Here is a 15,554-nt window from a genome sequence, read left to right as displayed (position 1 = left end):
GTCAGCCTGGCCTCGCTGCCTGCTGGGCGGCCTCCCCGCCGAGCACCAGCGCCGGTGGTCCCTCGGCTACGATGCGGCCGTTGTCGAGCACGAGCACCCGGTCCGCGTAGCGGCGGACGACCTCCATGTCGTGCTCGACGAAGATCGCGGTCACCGAACCTTCCCGCAGCACCGCGACGAGCCTGTCCATCACGGCGAACTTCTCCTGCGCGCTGACCCCGCTGGTGGGCTCGTCCATCAGCAGCAGCGTCGGCCGCAACGCGAACGCCAGCGCGATGTCCAGCAGCTTGCGGCCACCTTCCGGAAGCTCGCTCGCGGGCCGGTCCGCGTCGGCCTCCAAGCCGAACTGTCCCAGCACCTGCTGTGCCGCACGGATTCGGTCTGTCTGCCACAACGGCCGCCAGAAGTCGAGGCTGCGCCGTTCGGCGCAGGCCAGGGCGACCAACAGGTTCTCGAGGACGGTCAGCGTCAGGAACAGCTGGGGGATCTGAAAAGACCTTCCGATTCCCAGGGCCGTGATCTCCTCCGGCCGCAACCCGAGGATGTCCCGCCCGCAAAACTTCACCCGCCCCGCCTGGGGCCGCAGGTAGCCAGTGACGAGGTTCAGAAACGTCGTCTTGCCCGCGCCGTTGGGCCCCACGATACCGACGAATTCCCCGCTGTGGACCGTCACGTTCTCGCTCTCGGCCGCGGCGATGCTGCCGAAGCGCATCGTGAGGTCGGTGACCTCCAAGACCGGCGTCACCGCGTCCTCCGCAGGGCCCGCTCGATCGGCGCCCACAACCCGCCCGGCAGGAACAGGATGATCGCCAGCATGATACCGCCCATCATCATCTGCCACGCGTACGGTGCGTACTTGAACGCGTAGCTCTTGAACAGCTCGTAGACGATTGCGCCCGCCAGCGGCGCGAGAACGCCCTCGGTGCCGCCCAGCAGAGCGATGAAGACGAATTCCCCCGACGTGGTCCAGTACGCCAGGTTCGGGTCGATGTGGCCGACGTTGAGTGCGACCAACACCCCTCCCAGCCCGCCGAGCGCGGCCGACAGCACGTAGGTCAGATAGATGGCCCGGTTCACGGACGCGCCCAAGTAGCCCACGCGAACCTCGTTGTCGCGCACCGCCTGCATGAGGTAGCCAAGCGGAGCGGCGGAGTAGCGCCGGATGAGCGCAACCGCCACGGCAACCGCTGCCAGGGCGACGTAGTAGATCGCCAGCCGGGCCTGCTCCAGCTGGGGCACGACGCCGAGGATCGTCGGAACGGGAATCCGCAACCCATCGCTGCCGCCGGTGAGCGTGTAGGCCTTGATGAGCACTCCGTACAGCACCATCGAGAACGCCAAGCTGAGCATCGCGAAGAAGATCTCGCGGTACCGTGCTGCGAGCAGCCCGAAGACCGCTCCCAGGGCGACCGCCACCGCCACGCCCAGCAGGATGAGCAGCAGCGCCTCCTTGACCTCCCACGCCCGCGTGGCAAATCCCGCAGCGTAGGCAGCACCCGCGAAGAACAGCCCGTGGCCGAACGAAACCAGCCCTGCGCGCATGAGCACGACGACCGCCAGCACCACCAGCCCCTTTGCGAGTGCCAGGGTCAACACGAAGACCAGCCAGCCCGGCAGGACGGAGCCGAGGACAGCGAAGACCAACAGCAGGACGGCTGGCAGGGCCCGACCCAGCCCGTTCATATGCGCCGCGCCTCGGGGCGGGCGAACAGCCCGTGCGGTCGGACGAGCAACACCGCAGCCATCACCAGGTAGATCGCGAACAGTTCCAGCGCCGGGAACAGATGGACCGCCGCCGACCGCACCAGGCCGATCAGCAACGCACCGGCGACCGCCCCCTCCAGGCTGCCCAGCCCGCCGATGACCACGACCGCGAAGGCGACCACGATCACCTCCACGGCGATCCCCGGCACGACCGAGATCATCGGCGCGGTGAAGGCACCTCCCAGCGCCGCGAGGGACGCTCCGAGGGAGAACGTCAGCACGTACACGCGCGGCAGGTTGACGCCCATCGCGGTGCTCATCTCCGGGTCGTGGATGACGGCGACGACCAGGCGGCCCAGGCGGCTGCGGCTTGTGAACAGCCACAGCCCCACCGCCGCGCAGGCGGCCACCCCGACCAGCAGCATACTGTAACCGGGATAGACGACGTCTGCGAGGTGGATTTCGCCCAACAGCGTGTAGGGCTGGAACGCGTAGTAGGGGCTGACCCCCCAGATGAGCTTCACCGCATCTTCCAGGATCAAGAACAGCGCGAAGGTCACCAGCAGCTGCAACACCTGGTCCCGGCCGTACATCCAGCGCAGGACGCCCCGCTCCATCACCGGGCCCGTGACCGCGCCGACGACCACCGCTGCCAGCGGCAGCAGGAAGAAGGTGCCGTACGGCCACGCCTCGCGCTGGGAGTAGACGATGACCAGCGAAGCCCCGGCGTACGCACCCAGCGCGTACAGGCTCCCGTGGGCGATGTTGAGGATGCGCAGGACGCCGTAGATCAGCGTCAGCCCGGCCGAGACCAGGAACAGCCAGGAAGCGAAGACCAAGCCGTCCGCGACGATGGTCGTCACAGCGCCCCACCACGTCTCGACCGGAATCTGGGCGCCGGGCCCCGTCTCCTCCGGCTCACCCGTCTACGGGCAGCGTGCCCCGGGGAAGCCCTGCGCGATCCAGTCGGCGCTGGTCATCCCCTCCGGTGGGTTGACGCACTCGGCGGGAAAGACCACGACGCGCGTCAGATCGTACTCCCCCGTGGCGGTGTTGAAACGGCTCGTGATCCCATAGGCCACCGGCTCGATCGCCTGGTGCCCGCGGCCCAGCGCCATGCGGATCGGACCGCTGGGAGTGTCGAACGTGATCCCCCGGAACGCGTCGATGACCTGTTCTCGGGTCGGCCATCCTCCCACCTGCCGCTGCGCCCGCTCGTACGCCGTCTTGACTCCGAAGATCGCCTGAGACATGTGGTACGAGGGGTACACGGGACGGACGTTGAACCGCCGCGCATACACCTCCCGGAACCACCGGTTCAGCGGGACATTGGGCGCCAGCGCGCCGTGCGGCCCGCGTGCTCCGACGACCACCCCCGGGATCATGTTGCGCCCCAGACGCGGCAGAACGGTGTCCCCGGTGGTCAACACGAGAGTGCTGCGCTCGTACAGCCGCCGGGGCAGTTGCTGGATGAGGAAGCTCTCGAGGTCGCCACCCCAAAAGCTGGTGTGCACGACCTCCGGCCGTGCGCCCAGCAGCGCAGAGATCTGAGCCGAGTACTCACCGCCGAACAGAGGCGGGAAGTGCTCGCCCATCACGCGTACGTCGGGTTTCAGTCTGCGCACCGAGTCCCGGAAGTCCCGCCACGAGTCCTGCCCCCACGCGTAGTTCTGGTTGATCCCCGCGATCGACGCGATCTCGGGTTTGATCCGCAAGATGTACCGCGCCGCCCCGACGTTGTCCAGGATCTGGTGGCCGTGCGTGCGGAACACGTACCGATAGCTGCGCTCTTCGAAGATCTGGTTCGTGCCGCAGTCGAACATCACGAGCAGCGCGCGCAGCTCCTCGGCGACCGGTGCGACCGCCAGGCAGTCCGCGCTGGAGATGTACCCGATCACCAGGTCCACCCGCTCGTCCAGCACCAGGCGGCGGAACTCCGCGACCTGCCGGTCCGCTCCCCCGGCTTCGTCCACGTACACCACGCGGATCGGAACCCCAGCGATGCCCCGCTGATTGTACGGGGCCGGCGCGCGGCCGGCGTTGATCTCGTCGATGAGCACCTCGGCCGCGTTGCGGGCCGGGATGCCGAACGGCGCCGCCGCCGGACCGGACAGGAAGGTAACGATGCCGATCTTGACCTCCGCCGGCCGTGCGGGTCCCGCCCCGGCCGTCCCGCCGGGCGCCCCCACCGCCACCGCCAGCGCGGCCGCCGCGGCGATCCCCGCCACCCGCCGGGCAACGGACGTATGGACGTTCCTTTGCCTCATGACCCACCCCCGTGTGGAATGGCCGATCTGTGCTGTGCGGCCGCCTGCCGCAGCCGCAGGATCTCTTCGGTGTCGGGCAACAGCCGGTCGGCGGGGATCACCTCCCACCGCCCCAGCATCACGCGCGCCGGCGCGAAGTCAACGTTGGGCTCGCTGACGCCGATGTACATCTCCTGCACGATCTGGTGATCGACCGGCCGGATCCACGAACAGAAACCTTCGCGGTCGCGAGGCGTACGAAGCTGCATGCCTTCGGCCGCGCGGACGACGTCGTCGCTGTCCACCGATCCCGCCCGCTGCACGGCCTGCGCGATAAAGTGCACGCCGACGTACGCCCCGTGCGCCGTGTACGACGGATAGCGCCGCGCCCTCGACCAAAAGCGCTCCACGAAGGTGCGGTTTTCATCCGTCTGCGGGAAGTTGTTGTGGTGGCGGGCGCTCAGGATGAGGCCGGTGGGCATGCGGTCGCCTAGGGCCTCGAACACCTCGTAGTTGCCACCCGCGTCGAAGCTGACGACCTGGATGCGGTCGAATAGACCCAGTTCCAACCCCTGTTCGAGGAAGGCGATCGTGTCTCCGCCCCAAAAGCCGTGGACGAGCACCTGCGGCGAAGCCTCGAGGATCGCACGGATGAACGGTCGGTAGTCGCTCTGGTACAGCTTCGGCCAGGCCTGCCCGATGAACGCCACATCCGGCCGCAGCTGGGCGAGATGGTCCCGGAAGTCCTGCCACTGCCTGTGCCCGTACTCGTAGTCCGGCCCGATGTAGAAGTAGGTGGACCACGGGCGGCGCTGCAGGTACATGGCGCCGGCGCGCATGGACTGCACCGTGTTGTTCGTCACCCGGAAGTAGTACGGCTGGAACTGCTCGATGGTCAGCCTCCCCGACGCGTGGTCGGTGCCGACGAAGACGACACCGAAGTGCCGGGAAACCTCGGTCACCGCCAAAGCGACGGCGCTGCTGACCACCCCCATCAGGAACTCGACGCGGTCCTCGGTCACATAGCGCTGGGCCACCTTGACGGCGAACGTGGGATCGGACCGGTCGTCGGAGAACAGCAGCCTCAACTCGGAGCCGTCCACGCCGCCGGCTTCGTTGATCTCGTCGGCCGCCATCTCGGCACCCACGATCGCGTCGTGCCCGTAGCGCGCCGCCCGGCCGGTCAGCGGATACAAACAGCCCACCGTAATCGTGTCGGCGGCACGTCGACGCCTGCCGTGTCGAGACGACATCGTTGCCTCATGCTACAGGTGTGCGCGGAGGCGAAATCAAGGGCTTGTTGTCACAAGATGATCCGAATCGATTTGGGCGTTTATCATAGTATTTACCGTCTATGATTCGGGGCTACAGGTGATGTTGCGGGTGCACGAGGTGTTGCGCTTGGATGTCATGCGGGACGTGCAGCCGATCTCCCGCCACGGCTTGGATCGGGTCATCCGGTGGGTGCACACGTGGCCCGAGGTCCTGCCCTGGCCGCACGGGGGGGAGTTGCTGCTGACGACCGGATACAGTTGGCCGGCCGACGCCGCCGAGCAGCGGAGGATCCTGGCAGACCTGGACCGCGCCGGCGCCTCCGCGATTCTGTTCCGGGCGGACCCGCCGTTCTTCCCGAGCATTCCCAGCCCCATCCGCCAGGCTGCGTCGGCAGGCGAAGTCGGGCTGGCGGTGCTCGAGGCGCACCATGAGACGTCGTTCGCCGAGTTGGTGGAGACCATCAACCGGGAGATCATCCGCCGGCAGTTCGAGGTGCTGGAGCGTTCGGAGCGAATCCACCGCACGCTGACCGCGGCCGCGCTCGACGCCGAGGCCGTGGAGAGCATCGCCGATCGGCTCGGGGAGCTGATCGGCAAGCGCGTCGTCGTCACGGACCGGCGGCTGCGCGCGTTGACCGCGACCCCCGCAGAGTGGGAGACGATCGAGCGGGCCGCCCGCGGGGCGATCTCGGCGTCTGGGTCGTCAGCGCACCGCGAGGGGAGCTTCCGCACGGACCAAATCGAGGGCATCTTCTTTCCGGTGCGCACCGGGCGGGAGGTGTCCGGGTATCTCATTGTCGTCGGCCCACCGGGCGGGATGAACGAACTGGACGTGCGCGCGGGAGAACACGGCGCAGTCGTGGCGGGGTTGCACCTGCTGCGCCAGCAGGCCGTAGCCGACGCGGAGGCCCGCGTGCGCAACACCTTCGTCGAAGCGGTCCTGCAGGGCAGGCTGACTGGGGACTCGGGGTTGCGGGAGCGCGCGCAACTGTTGGGGTTCGACCCCGAGGGCACGTACGCCGTCGCCATCGCTGCTCCGGTCGATGCGGACGGGACTGTGCGACCGCGCGCGCTCACGTCCACCGACGACTTCCAGAACCGCGCACGGCTGGGCCAGGCGCTTCAGGCGGCCCTGGAAGCCTTTCGCCTGCCCGCCTTCTTGGCCTTCGCCCTGAACCAGGTGCAGTGTCTGATTTCCGCCGACTTGCCGCAAGATAGACTCCGCCGCCGGGTCCAGGGCATCTGGCTCCACCTGCGCGACGCCGCACCGGAGGTGCCGGTCGCGCTCGTCGTGGGACGGCCCCAGCAGGGTCACACCGGGATCCCGCTCAGCCTGCGGCAGGCGGAGGCCGCGCTGGGTACGGTGCGCGGCAGCGGGGTCTGGTGGTATGAGGACTTCGAGACGGTGCGGATCCTCGGCTCGGCCTCCGACCGGGAGGCCATGGAAAGCCTGTACCGCGCCACGCTGGGAGCCCTGCGCGACCACAGCGCGGCGCTGTACGAGACTGCGGTCGCCCTCATCACCTGCGGGTTCAACCAGAGGTCGGCGGCGCGGCGGCTGGACGTCCACTGGAACACGCTGCGCCACCGGGTCGAGCGGATGGAGGAGATCCTGGGCGCAGGTCTCGACGACCCCCAGACCCGGTTCCGCCTCCAGATGGCGCTCGAAATCGAGAAGCTGTCCGGCCGACCGACGGGAGCGCAACACGGTCCCCGACACTCGCCACCCGGAGCCGGCGAGCCCGTATGATAGGCATGATGGAAGCCCAACCAACGGATGCCCCGCGCCACGTCGCCCGGCAGACCGCGATCTTCCGCGGCATCGCTGAGGTGCTCAACCGATCGTACACACTGCGGGAGGCACTCGATGGAGCCCTGCACCGCATCGTCGAACTAATGGACGTCGACGCCGGCTGGATCTTCCTGCACGGCCCGGAGCCTGGGGAGTTCCGTATGGCTGCAGACGTGAACCTACCTCCGGCGCTGTCGGTCTCCGGCAAGCGGCGGATGGCCGGGGACTGCCGGTGCATCTCGATGCTGCGGGAGGGGCGGCTCGCCGAGCCCGTGAACTTCATTGACTGCGCGCGGCTGGAGCAGGCCCTGCCCCAGTCGCCCGAGCGGCACCGCCACGCCTCGGTTCCGCTGATCGCGCAGGACGAAACCGTCGGGATCCTGAATCTGCTGCTGCCCCCGGGCAGGTCGTTCGCCGCGGAGGAACTCGACCTGCTGGAGGCGTTGGGGCACGAGATCGCTGTCGCCGTCCAGCGCGCCCGTCTGTTCGACCAGGTGCGCGAGCAGGAGCATACGCGGCGTCAGCTGCTGCAGAGGTTGCTCGTCGCGCAGGAAGAGGAACGGCGGCGCATCGCCCGGGACCTGCACGACCACGCCGGACAGATGATGACGGCGCTGATCATCCAGCTCGCGCAACTCACCCGACGCGCGGAGTCCGAGGACGGGCCGCTGGCGCCGGCGCTGCGGAAATTGCACGACCTGGCGCAGCAGGGACTGGACGAGTTGCGCAAGCTCGTGTACGAACTGCGGCCTTCGATCCTCGACGACCTCGGTCTGGGACCCGCACTCCGCTGGTATGCGGACACTTACGTGCATGCGGCCGGTCTGCGAGCCGACGTCCACATCGGTGACATTGGGCAGCGCCTTCCGCAGGAGGTCGAGACGGTCGTATTTCGCATCGTGCAGGAGGCCGTGACGAACGCGTTGCGGCACGCGCAGGCACGACAGCTGGAGATCCGCGTGGACCGCCGCGGCGGGTTCCTGCTCGTGATGGTCCGAGACGACGGGACCGGGTTCGACAGCACAGACCCGGAACCCCGGGCGACCTTGGGTCTGGCGGGGATGCGGGAGCGCGCGCAGCTGGTAGGCGGTACGCTCCAGGTGCTGTCGGTGCCCGGCGTCGGCACGACGGTGCTGGCGAGGATTCCGCTGCACGACGAGTCCGGCGGGTGAAGGTGGGCACGATACGACGCCCCACCGCCGGCGCGGCGCCCGCAACCCGGCGCCGGGGGCGGTCATGAACAAGATCCGCATTCTCATCGCCGACGACCACAGCATCGTGCGGGAGGGGGTTCGGATGATCCTGTCCGGCCAGCGGGACTTCGAGGTCGTCGGCGAGGCCGCCACCGGCCGCGAGGCGCTGGAACTCGCGCGGCAGCTGCGGCCCGACGTCGTGGTGATGGACATCAGCATGCCGGACATGACCGGGATCGAGGCGACGGAGAAGATCCGGCAGGAGCTGCCGTCGGTGCAGGTGCTTGGCTTGACGATGCACGAGGAGCCGAGCTACGTCTTCCGGATGCTGCGCGCGGGTGGGGCCGGCTACGTGCTCAAGCGAGCCGCGGCCGAAGACCTCGTCTCCGCCGTCCGTGCCGCGCACCGCGGGGAAGCATTCTTGTACCCGTCGGTGGCGCGCCTCGTCGTGCAGGACTTCCTGGACCGTGCGGCAGCGAAGGAAGAGCCGGCGTCGCTGGACGGTCTCACGCCGCGCGAGCGCGAGGTGCTCACGCTGATCGCCGAGGGCCTGACGAATCAGGAGATCGCCAAGCGGCTGTACATAAGTATCAAGACCGTGCAGACCCACCGTGCGCACATCATGGAGAAGCTCAACCTGCACGACCGTACCGAGCTGGTACGGTACGCGATCCGCAAGGGTCTGATCGAGGCATGAGCACAACACGGAACCGATGCTGCCGATGAGCCGCCGAGACCCCTTCCACGCCCGCTCAACGCTGTCCACAGGGACGCAGACCGTTGCCTACTATCGGTTGGGCGCGCTCGCGGACGATCTGACGCTGTCTTTGGACCGCATCCCCTATACCGTCAAGGTCCTACTGGAGAACGTGCTCCGCTTTGCGGGAAGCGGTCCGTTCACCGAAGACGACGTGCGTGCGCTCGCCTCCTGGCAGCCGGGTTCACGTGCGGGGCGGGAGGTGCCGTTTCTGCCTGCGCGGGTGCTTCTGCAGGACTTCACCGGTGTCCCGGCGGTGGTGGACCTGGCAGCCATGCGGTCTGCGGTCGCCCGCCTGGGCGGCGACCCCAAACGCATCAACCCGCTGGTGCCTGTGGACCTGGTGATCGACCACTCGGTACAGGTGGACGCCTTTGGGTCGGCGCTGGCCTTCCGGTTCAACGTGGAGCGGGAATACGAGCGCAACCGCGAGCGGTATGCCCTGCTGCGGTGGGCCCAGAAGGCGTTCCGCAACTTCCGGGTGGTGCCGCCGGGTACGGGGATCGTCCACCAGGTGAACCTGGAGTACCTGGCCTCGGTGGTGGCCACGCGCGACCAGGACGGCGAGCAGGTCGCGTTCCCCGACAGTCTCGTGGGGACGGATTCCCACACCACCATGGTCAACGGGCTCGGCGTGCTGGGCTGGGGCGTGGGCGGCATCGAGGCGGAGGCGGTGATGCTGGGCCAGCCGATCTACCTGGCGGCTCCGGAGGTGGTGGGCCTCCGGCTCCACGGCACGCCTCCCGAGGGCGTCACGGCTACGGACCTGGTGCTCACGGTCACCCAGATCCTGCGCCGAGTGGGCGTGGTGGACAAGTTCGTGGAGTTCTTCGGGCCCAGCCTGTACCATCTGTCCCTGCCGGACCGGGCCACCATCGCCAACATGGCACCCGAGTACGGGGCCACCGCCGCTCTGTTCCCCATCGACAACGAGACGTTGGGCTATCTGCGCCTCACAAGCCAGGACCCAGATCACGCGGCCCTGGTGGAGCGCTACGCCAAGGAGCAGGGGATGTTCTGGGAAGCGAGCGCACAGCCGGCGTACGACCAGGTGGTGGAGCTGGACCTCGGCACCCTGGAGCCCAGTGTGGCAGGTCCGCAGCGGCCCCAGGACCGGGTCCCCCTGCGAGACGTTGGACGCAGCTTCTACGCGGCGTTGGGGGATCGGATCGGCGCGTCCGACGCGAACCGGGTCGCCACCGGCCGTCTGGAGTCTGAAGGAGGCCGGCCCGCCGGAGACCGCGGCGCGGCCGTCGCCTCCTGGCCCAAGACCGTGGATGTCCGCCTGGACGGGATGCACGCGGAGCTGCGGCACGGATCGGTTGTCATCGCGGCCATCACCAGCTGCACCAACACCAGCAACCCCTCCGTCATGCTGGCCGCGGGGCTGGTGGCCAAGAAGGCGGTCGAGCGAGGCTTGGTGGTGAGTCCCGCGGTGAAGACGAGCCTGGCGCCGGGGTCTGCGGTGGTAACCGAGTACCTCAAGCAGGCGGGGCTGATGCCCTACCTGGAGGCGCTGCGCTTCCACCTGGTGGGCTACGGGTGCACCACCTGCATCGGGAACAGCGGGCCGCTGCCCGAGCCCGTGGCGAAGGCCATCCAGGAGCATGACCTGGTCGTCGCCGCAGTACTGAGCGGCAACCGCAACTTCGAGGGCCGGATCCACCCGCTGGTACGGGCTGCCTACCTAGCGAGCCCGCCCCTCGTGGTGACCTTCGCCCTGGCGGGCACTGTGGACGTCGACCTGACCCGGGACCCCGTGGGGTACGACCCCAACGGGAATCCCGTGTACCTACCGGACATCTGGCCAACCACCCACGAGGTGCAGGAGCTGGTGGGGCGCCACGTGAGCCCAGAACTTTTCCGCGAGCGTTACCGGGATGTGTTCACGGGCGACGAGGCGTGGCGGACCCTACCGGTTCCGGAGGGCAACCTCTACGCGTGGGACCCCGACTCCACGTACGTACAGGAACCGCCCTTCTTCCAGGACCTGCCCCCGCAGCCTGGACCCCTGCAGGATATCCGGGGCGCCCGGGTCTTGGCGGTGCTTGGAGATTCCGTCACCACCGACCACATCTCGCCTGCGGGCAGCATCCCGCCGGACAGCCCCGCGGGCCGCTACCTGATCGAGCACGGGGTATCCCCCGCGGAGTTCAACAGCTACGGTGCGCGACGGGGCAATCACCAGGTCATGATGCGGGGAACGTTCGCCAACATCCGGCTGCGCAACGCGCTGGCGGGCGGGCGCGAGGGCGGCTGGACAGTGCACTTGCCCAGCGGGCAGCTGTTGCCCATCTACGATGCCGCCATGCGCTACCGGAGTGAGGGCGTACCGCTGTTGGTGCTGGCGGGCAAGGAGTACGGTGCGGGCAGCTCGCGAGATTGGGCAGCCAAGGGGGTATCGCTGCTCGGTGTGCGTGCGGTACTCGCCCAAAGTTACGAACGCATCCACCGCAGCAACCTGGTCGGGATGGGCGTGCTGCCCCTGCAGTTCCGCGACGGCGACGGCGCCGAGTCGCTGGGGCTCACCGGGAAGGAGGTCTACGATGTGCTCGGGTTGGCCGATGGCCTCCGTCCGGGTGGTACGGTGACGGTCCGCGCCCACCGGACCGACGGCGACGGCGTCACCTTCCAGGCGACCGTGCGGATCGACACCGCGACCGAACTCTCCTACTACCGGCACGGCGGCGTGCTGCCGATGATGCTGCGCCGGCTGCTCGAGCCCGTCTGAACGCTGCGGGGTGGGGCGTTGGCGGCGAGAGTGTTGGTCGTCGACGACGAGGACAGCATCCTCGAGCTGGTCGGTTCCTACCTGAGACGCGAGGGGTTCGAGGTCGAGGTGGCGTCCGACGGTCCGCCGGCCTCGCCAAGGTCCGTACCTTCCGGCCCGACGTCGTGGTCCTCGATGTGATGCTGCCGGGGCTGGACGGCATCGAAATCCTGCGCCAGGTGCGCCGGGAGTCCGGCGCGTACGTCGTGATGCTGACCGCGCGCGCCGAGGAGACCGACAAGGTGGTCGGGCTGACGATGGGAGCCGACGACTACGTGACCAAGCCCTTCAGTCCGCGCGAGCTGACGGCCCGCATCCGTGCGATCCTGCGCCGGGGACGTGGCGGGATGGGCCTGGCACCGACGATGGTCTTCCAGCACCTGCGCATCGATCCCGCGCGGCGCGAGGTTCGGCGCGATGGGGAGCCGATCGCGCTCACGGCCCTGGAGTTCGACCTGCTCACGGTGCTGGCCGCCTACCCGGGGCACGTGCTGACGCGGGAGCAACTCCTCGAACGCGTGTGGGGCCGAACTACTCGGGGTGTGGGGTACCGATTCGCCGACGAACCACGATGAGAGGCATGGCGCCGCTCGGCTCTCGGCTCGCGTGGAAACTGTTCGCCTCCCACCTACTGATCATCGGCGTCGGCACGGTCGTGTTGTGGATGACGGCCCAGGCGGTCGCACCCGTGACGTTCGGGGACCACCTGGCGGTGATGAGACAGCACATGGGGCGCGCCCCGGCGGTGGCCGAAGATCTTCTCGGCAGCTTCCTGCGGCCCATGAACGCAGCCGTCGCGGTCGCGGCCGCTGCGGCAATTACGGTCGCTGTCGCCGTCGCGGGCTTCCTGTCGCGGCGCATCGTGGCGCCGATCCAGGCGATGACCCGCGCCAGCGAGCGCATCGCCAGCGGTCGCTACGACGAACGCGTCCCGGTCACCTCCGGCGACGAGCTGGGACGCCTGGCATCCCAGTTCAATCGCATGGCCGGCTCTTTGCAACAGGTGGAACGGATGCGGCGCGACCTGATCGCCGACGTAGCGCACGAACTGCGCACATCGCTTTCGAGCGTGGCCGGGTACGTAGGAGTCTGCTCGACGGCGCGCTGCCCCCGGAACCCGAGACGTTCCATCGGATCCTGCGGGAGACGAACCGGCTACAACGGCTGGTCGCCGACTTGCAGGAGTTGTCCCGTGTCGAGGCCGGCCAGATCCCGGTCCAACCCCGAACGGTCGGTGTGGGCGAGCTCGTGGAGGCAGCCCTTGCGCGGATGCGGCCCCAGTTCGAAGACAAGAAGGTCGCGTTGAGGGCCGAACTCGCGCCCGATGTGCCGCCGGTCTGCGCAGATCCAGATCGCATCGGCCAGGTCCTCACGAACGTCCTCGGCAACGCGCTGCAGCACACGCCGCCCGGCGGCCATGTCGAGGTGCGGGCATACCGCGACCGGACGTTCGTAGCGGTGGCCGTACGCGACGACGGCGCCGGCATCGCCGCCGAGCACCTGCCCCATGTCTTCGACCGCTTCTATCGCGTAGATCGTTCCCGCGCTCGCGCCAGCGGCGGTAGCGGCATCGGGCTGACCATCGCCCGCCACCTCGTCGAGGCCCACGGGGGGGCAGATATGGGCCCACAGCGATGGGCCGAACCGAGGGAGCACCTTCACCTTCACCCTGCCCGCGGCCGCCGATGGGCGGCGCTGAAGATCGGGTGCGCACCCGATGTCCCCAGTGCCCGCTTTTGGTACGTTGGTGGCGATGTCGGCTGCTGTCACGTCCGGCCTGAGGGCGCCCACTCCTGCCGCCTACGTCGACGTGCGGCCTTCCTCGTGCTCGCTGCGATCGGGATGGCCGCCGTGGGCGTTGGGGGGCTGTCCTCAGCGCAAAGCCCCGCCCGGAGTGCCACGGACACTTTGCCGGGCCTGACCGTGTACATGTCGCCGACCTGCGGCTGTTGCGCTGCGTATGTGGGCTATCTCCGCGACAACGGGTACGCGGTGCGCATCGTCCACACCCGGACCTCACCGGGATCAAGGACCGTCTGGGTGTGCCCGGAGCGCTGCGCAGCTGCCACACGATGACGGTCGCGGGCTACTTCGTGGAAGGACACGTGCCGGTGGCTGCGATTGGGAAACTGCTCCGGGAAGCACCGCCTCTTGCCGGGATCGCGCTACCGGGCATGCCAGCAGGGTCCCCGGGCATGGGCAAAGAGAGGATCGCCCCGCTGGTCGTCTACGGAGTAGGCCGCGGCGGCGTCAGCGTCTTCGCACGCCTGTAGCATAGCCGCGCGCACGCTGGGAGGGATGCGGCCCGGCAAGGTCGCGCAGCGGACAGAAGGCCTGCGCCCACTGCTGTGCGCGCGCCCACTCCGCCCACGCCTCGTCCCCGAGTGCAGCCCGGAGGGCAGCCGATTCGATCCGCGGGTCACCTGGTCCGCTCTGCGCCGACAGGTTCACCAGCAGATGACACGGGAACTCCGGACACACCCCGCAGTGCTCCACACCGCGTTGCTTCGCGCATGCGTACACCGGGCAGACGTTGACCAGGGGCGCAAGGGCTTGCATGCCACACGTCACACCCAGGGTCTCGTACCAAGCGCTGGCCTCCCAGTACAGACCGCAGACACCGGCGAAGTCCCTGATCTCCCTTCCGACCTCGGTGGCCATAGGCATCCCTCCCTATAGGACCCGTACCACTCCCGCGACGCATCGAACATCGGGCCGGCAACCGATTCCGTCCTGGGGCCGTCGAAATCCATGCGCCGGCTTCCGACGACCGGCCGCGCAGCCGCTTCACCGGATCTTCACATCCGCCGCACCCCGGCTTCACGGGGCGCCGCTACGATCGCAAGGGGAACGCCGGATACCCCCGCGGCCGGCGCGATCGACCGGCCGTTCGGATTTACAGCCTGACGCGGTCGTGCTGGGCTTGAGCTCAGGAGGAGGGCGCGCGGATGTGGAATACGCTTTTCGTCGGGACGGTTCTGGCTGTCGGGGCGGCGACGGGACTGGCAGGATGCGCCCCGCGTGCCGCGTCCCCACCTGTGGGACCTGCAGCACAGACTCAAGTCGTAAGGTTGGTGATGCGCGACTTCGGATTCGAGCCCAACGTCGTCCGGGTGAAGGCCGACGGCGTGCAGTTCGAGCTGGTCAACGAGGGCGCGGTCGAGCACGATTTCGCGATCCCCGCCCTTGCGGGGCACGGTGCCGCCCAGCACAAGCAACACCTCGTGCGGCCTGGACAAACCGGGACGGTCGAACTCGATCTGCCGGTTGGCACCTACGAGGCGGTCTGCACCGTGCCCGGACACAAGGAAGCTGGGATGAGGATGCAAGTCGAGGCCCCACCCTGAAACAACCAGCGCGAGAGGAGGGGTCGAGATGCGCAAGACCGGTGTTTGGCTCGCGCTGGTTGCCGTGCTGCTCGCGGCGACCGGCGCAGCGGCGCAGGCGACGCCCGGCGTGCCTCTTGCGGGGCAGGACCGGAGCATCGCGGAGATGATGGCGGCCTGCAACCAGATGATGGGGCAGATGCAGCAGATGATGGGCCGGATGAACCAGATGATGGGCATGATGGGCGGCGGGATGATGGGCCGCGGGATGATGGGTGGACCCGGCAGCTGGAACGGCTGGTGGTTGGGCGGCGCCTGGCTGCTGTGGCTGATCCTCTTGGCGCTGGCGGTCACCGTCGTCGTGCTGCTGCTACGCGGGAGGCCGTCCGGCGATGCAGCGCTGGCGGCGCTTCAGATCCGGCTCGCCAAGGGGGAGATCTCCGCCGAGGAGTACGAACAGACCCGACGACTGCTGCGCGGATAGGCGACGCG

At 68.6% G+C, this 15,554-nt stretch carries 16 protein-coding genes; 8 read left to right on the top strand and 8 right to left on the bottom strand.

Annotation, left to right across the window (positions count from 1 at the left end; all coding sequences use genetic code 11):
• Position 1 precedes the first annotated feature (1 nt).
• From QN163_04210 to QN163_04190, 5 genes are all read right to left on the bottom strand, one after another.
• Entirely contained in the window at positions 2–745 is a 744-nt protein-coding gene (locus tag QN163_04210; protein ID MDR5683214.1) for an ABC transporter ATP-binding protein, read from the bottom strand.
• A complete protein-coding gene (locus QN163_04205; GenBank protein MDR5683213.1) occupies positions 742–1,683 on the bottom strand; it encodes a branched-chain amino acid ABC transporter permease in 942 nt (313 codons plus the stop codon). Before QN163_04205 ends, QN163_04210 begins: the two co-directional genes overlap by 4 nt.
• On the bottom strand, positions 1,680–2,567 hold the full coding sequence (locus QN163_04200) for a branched-chain amino acid ABC transporter permease (protein MDR5683212.1): 888 nt from the start codon (positions 2,565–2,567) through the stop codon (positions 1,680–1,682). Before QN163_04200 ends, QN163_04205 begins: the two co-directional genes overlap by 4 nt.
• A gap of 63 nt (positions 2,568–2,630) precedes the next feature.
• Positions 2,631–3,971, bottom strand: coding sequence for an ABC transporter substrate-binding protein (locus QN163_04195; protein ID MDR5683211.1), 1,341 nt, complete (start codon positions 3,969–3,971; stop codon positions 2,631–2,633).
• The gene (locus QN163_04190; protein MDR5683210.1) at positions 3,968–5,203 is read right to left on the bottom strand and encodes an ABC transporter substrate-binding protein; all 1,236 of its coding nucleotides are present in this window, start codon (positions 5,201–5,203) and stop codon (positions 3,968–3,970) included. The genes QN163_04195 and QN163_04190 overlap by 4 nt, the downstream gene beginning before the upstream one ends.
• A gap of 121 nt (positions 5,204–5,324) precedes the next feature.
• On the opposite strand from QN163_04190, the gene QN163_04185 reads away from it, so the two are divergent.
• The 5 genes from QN163_04185 to QN163_04165 all read left to right on the top strand — a co-directional run bounded on the left by QN163_04185 (position 5,325) and on the right by QN163_04165 (position 12,311).
• Positions 5,325–6,974: a PucR family transcriptional regulator ligand-binding domain-containing protein gene (locus QN163_04185; protein ID MDR5683209.1), complete on the top strand. Its 1,650-nt coding sequence runs from the start codon at positions 5,325–5,327 to the stop codon at positions 6,972–6,974.
• An 8-nt stretch (positions 6,975–6,982) separates the two neighbouring features.
• Positions 6,983–8,188 (top strand): sensor histidine kinase, encoded by a 1,206-nt coding sequence (locus QN163_04180; protein ID MDR5683208.1) that lies wholly within the window; start codon positions 6,983–6,985, stop codon positions 8,186–8,188.
• A gap of 64 nt (positions 8,189–8,252) precedes the next feature.
• Positions 8,253–8,906, top strand: a complete 654-nt coding sequence (locus QN163_04175; protein MDR5683207.1) for a response regulator transcription factor — start codon at positions 8,253–8,255, stop codon at positions 8,904–8,906.
• Between the two features lie 25 nt (positions 8,907–8,931).
• Complete coding sequence (gene acnA, locus QN163_04170; GenBank protein ID MDR5683206.1) at positions 8,932–11,697, top strand: aconitate hydratase AcnA; 2,766 nt, start codon at positions 8,932–8,934, stop codon at positions 11,695–11,697.
• 164 nt (positions 11,698–11,861) lie between these two features.
• Positions 11,862–12,311: a response regulator transcription factor gene (locus tag QN163_04165; protein ID MDR5683205.1), complete on the top strand. Its 450-nt coding sequence runs from the start codon at positions 11,862–11,864 to the stop codon at positions 12,309–12,311.
• Positions 12,312–12,364: 53 nt separating this feature from the next.
• On the opposite strand, the gene QN163_04160 is transcribed toward QN163_04165, so the two are convergent.
• Positions 12,365–12,781, bottom strand: a complete 417-nt coding sequence (locus tag QN163_04160) for a hypothetical protein (protein ID MDR5683204.1) — start codon at positions 12,779–12,781, stop codon at positions 12,365–12,367.
• 110 nt (positions 12,782–12,891) lie between these two features.
• Positions 12,892–13,404, bottom strand: coding sequence for a hypothetical protein (locus QN163_04155; protein ID MDR5683203.1), 513 nt, complete (start codon positions 13,402–13,404; stop codon positions 12,892–12,894).
• 374 nt (positions 13,405–13,778) lie between these two features.
• Here QN163_04155 and QN163_04150 point away from each other — a divergent pair, with 374 nt between their 5' ends.
• On the top strand, positions 13,779–14,009 hold the full coding sequence (locus QN163_04150) for a DUF411 domain-containing protein (GenBank protein MDR5683202.1): 231 nt from the start codon (positions 13,779–13,781) through the stop codon (positions 14,007–14,009).
• Here the strand turns inward: QN163_04150 and QN163_04145 are convergent.
• Positions 13,987–14,397 carry a DUF3795 domain-containing protein gene (locus QN163_04145; GenBank protein MDR5683201.1) on the bottom strand — a complete coding sequence of 137 codons (411 nt, stop codon included), beginning with the start codon at positions 14,395–14,397 and terminating at the stop codon, positions 13,987–13,989. The genes QN163_04150 and QN163_04145 overlap by 23 nt on opposite strands.
• A gap of 287 nt (positions 14,398–14,684) precedes the next feature.
• Here QN163_04145 and QN163_04140 point away from each other — a divergent pair, with 287 nt between their 5' ends.
• Positions 14,685–15,083: a cupredoxin domain-containing protein gene (locus QN163_04140; GenBank protein MDR5683200.1), complete on the top strand. Its 399-nt coding sequence runs from the start codon at positions 14,685–14,687 to the stop codon at positions 15,081–15,083.
• A gap of 28 nt (positions 15,084–15,111) precedes the next feature.
• On the top strand, positions 15,112–15,546 hold the full coding sequence (locus QN163_04135) for an SHOCT domain-containing protein (GenBank protein MDR5683199.1): 435 nt from the start codon (positions 15,112–15,114) through the stop codon (positions 15,544–15,546).
• Positions 15,547–15,554 lie beyond the last annotated feature (8 nt).

Source organism: Armatimonadota bacterium, from assembly GCA_031432545.1.
Classification (GTDB): Bacteria; Sysuimicrobiota; Sysuimicrobiia; order Sysuimicrobiales; family Sysuimicrobiaceae; genus Caldifonticola; species Caldifonticola tengchongensis.
This window is presented reverse-complemented; position numbering and strand designations above follow the sequence as displayed.

What these genes read in the sequence shown, in the direction of transcription:
- QN163_04205 (MDR5683213.1), bottom strand. Translation starts at nt 1,683, where the DNA reads ATGAACGGGCTGGGTCGGGCCCTGCCAGCCGTCCTGCTGTTGGTCTTC.
- QN163_04195 (MDR5683211.1), bottom strand. Translation starts at nt 3,971, where the DNA reads ATGAGGCAAAGGAACGTCCATACGTCCGTTGCCCGGCGGGTGGCGGGG.
- QN163_04190 (MDR5683210.1), bottom strand. Translation starts at nt 5,203, where the DNA reads ATGTCGTCTCGACACGGCAGGCGTCGACGTGCCGCCGACACGATTACG.
- QN163_04185 (MDR5683209.1), top strand. Translation starts at nt 5,325, where the DNA reads ATGTTGCGGGTGCACGAGGTGTTGCGCTTGGATGTCATGCGGGACGTG.
- QN163_04180 (MDR5683208.1), top strand. Translation starts at nt 6,983, where the DNA reads ATGGAAGCCCAACCAACGGATGCCCCGCGCCACGTCGCCCGGCAGACC.
- QN163_04175 (MDR5683207.1), top strand. Translation starts at nt 8,253, where the DNA reads ATGAACAAGATCCGCATTCTCATCGCCGACGACCACAGCATCGTGCGG.
- acnA (MDR5683206.1), top strand. Translation starts at nt 8,932, where the DNA reads ATGAGCCGCCGAGACCCCTTCCACGCCCGCTCAACGCTGTCCACAGGG.
- QN163_04145 (MDR5683201.1), bottom strand. Translation starts at nt 14,397, where the DNA reads ATGGCCACCGAGGTCGGAAGGGAGATCAGGGACTTCGCCGGTGTCTGC.
- QN163_04140 (MDR5683200.1), top strand. Translation starts at nt 14,685, where the DNA reads ATGTGGAATACGCTTTTCGTCGGGACGGTTCTGGCTGTCGGGGCGGCG.
- QN163_04135 (MDR5683199.1), top strand. Translation starts at nt 15,112, where the DNA reads ATGCGCAAGACCGGTGTTTGGCTCGCGCTGGTTGCCGTGCTGCTCGCG.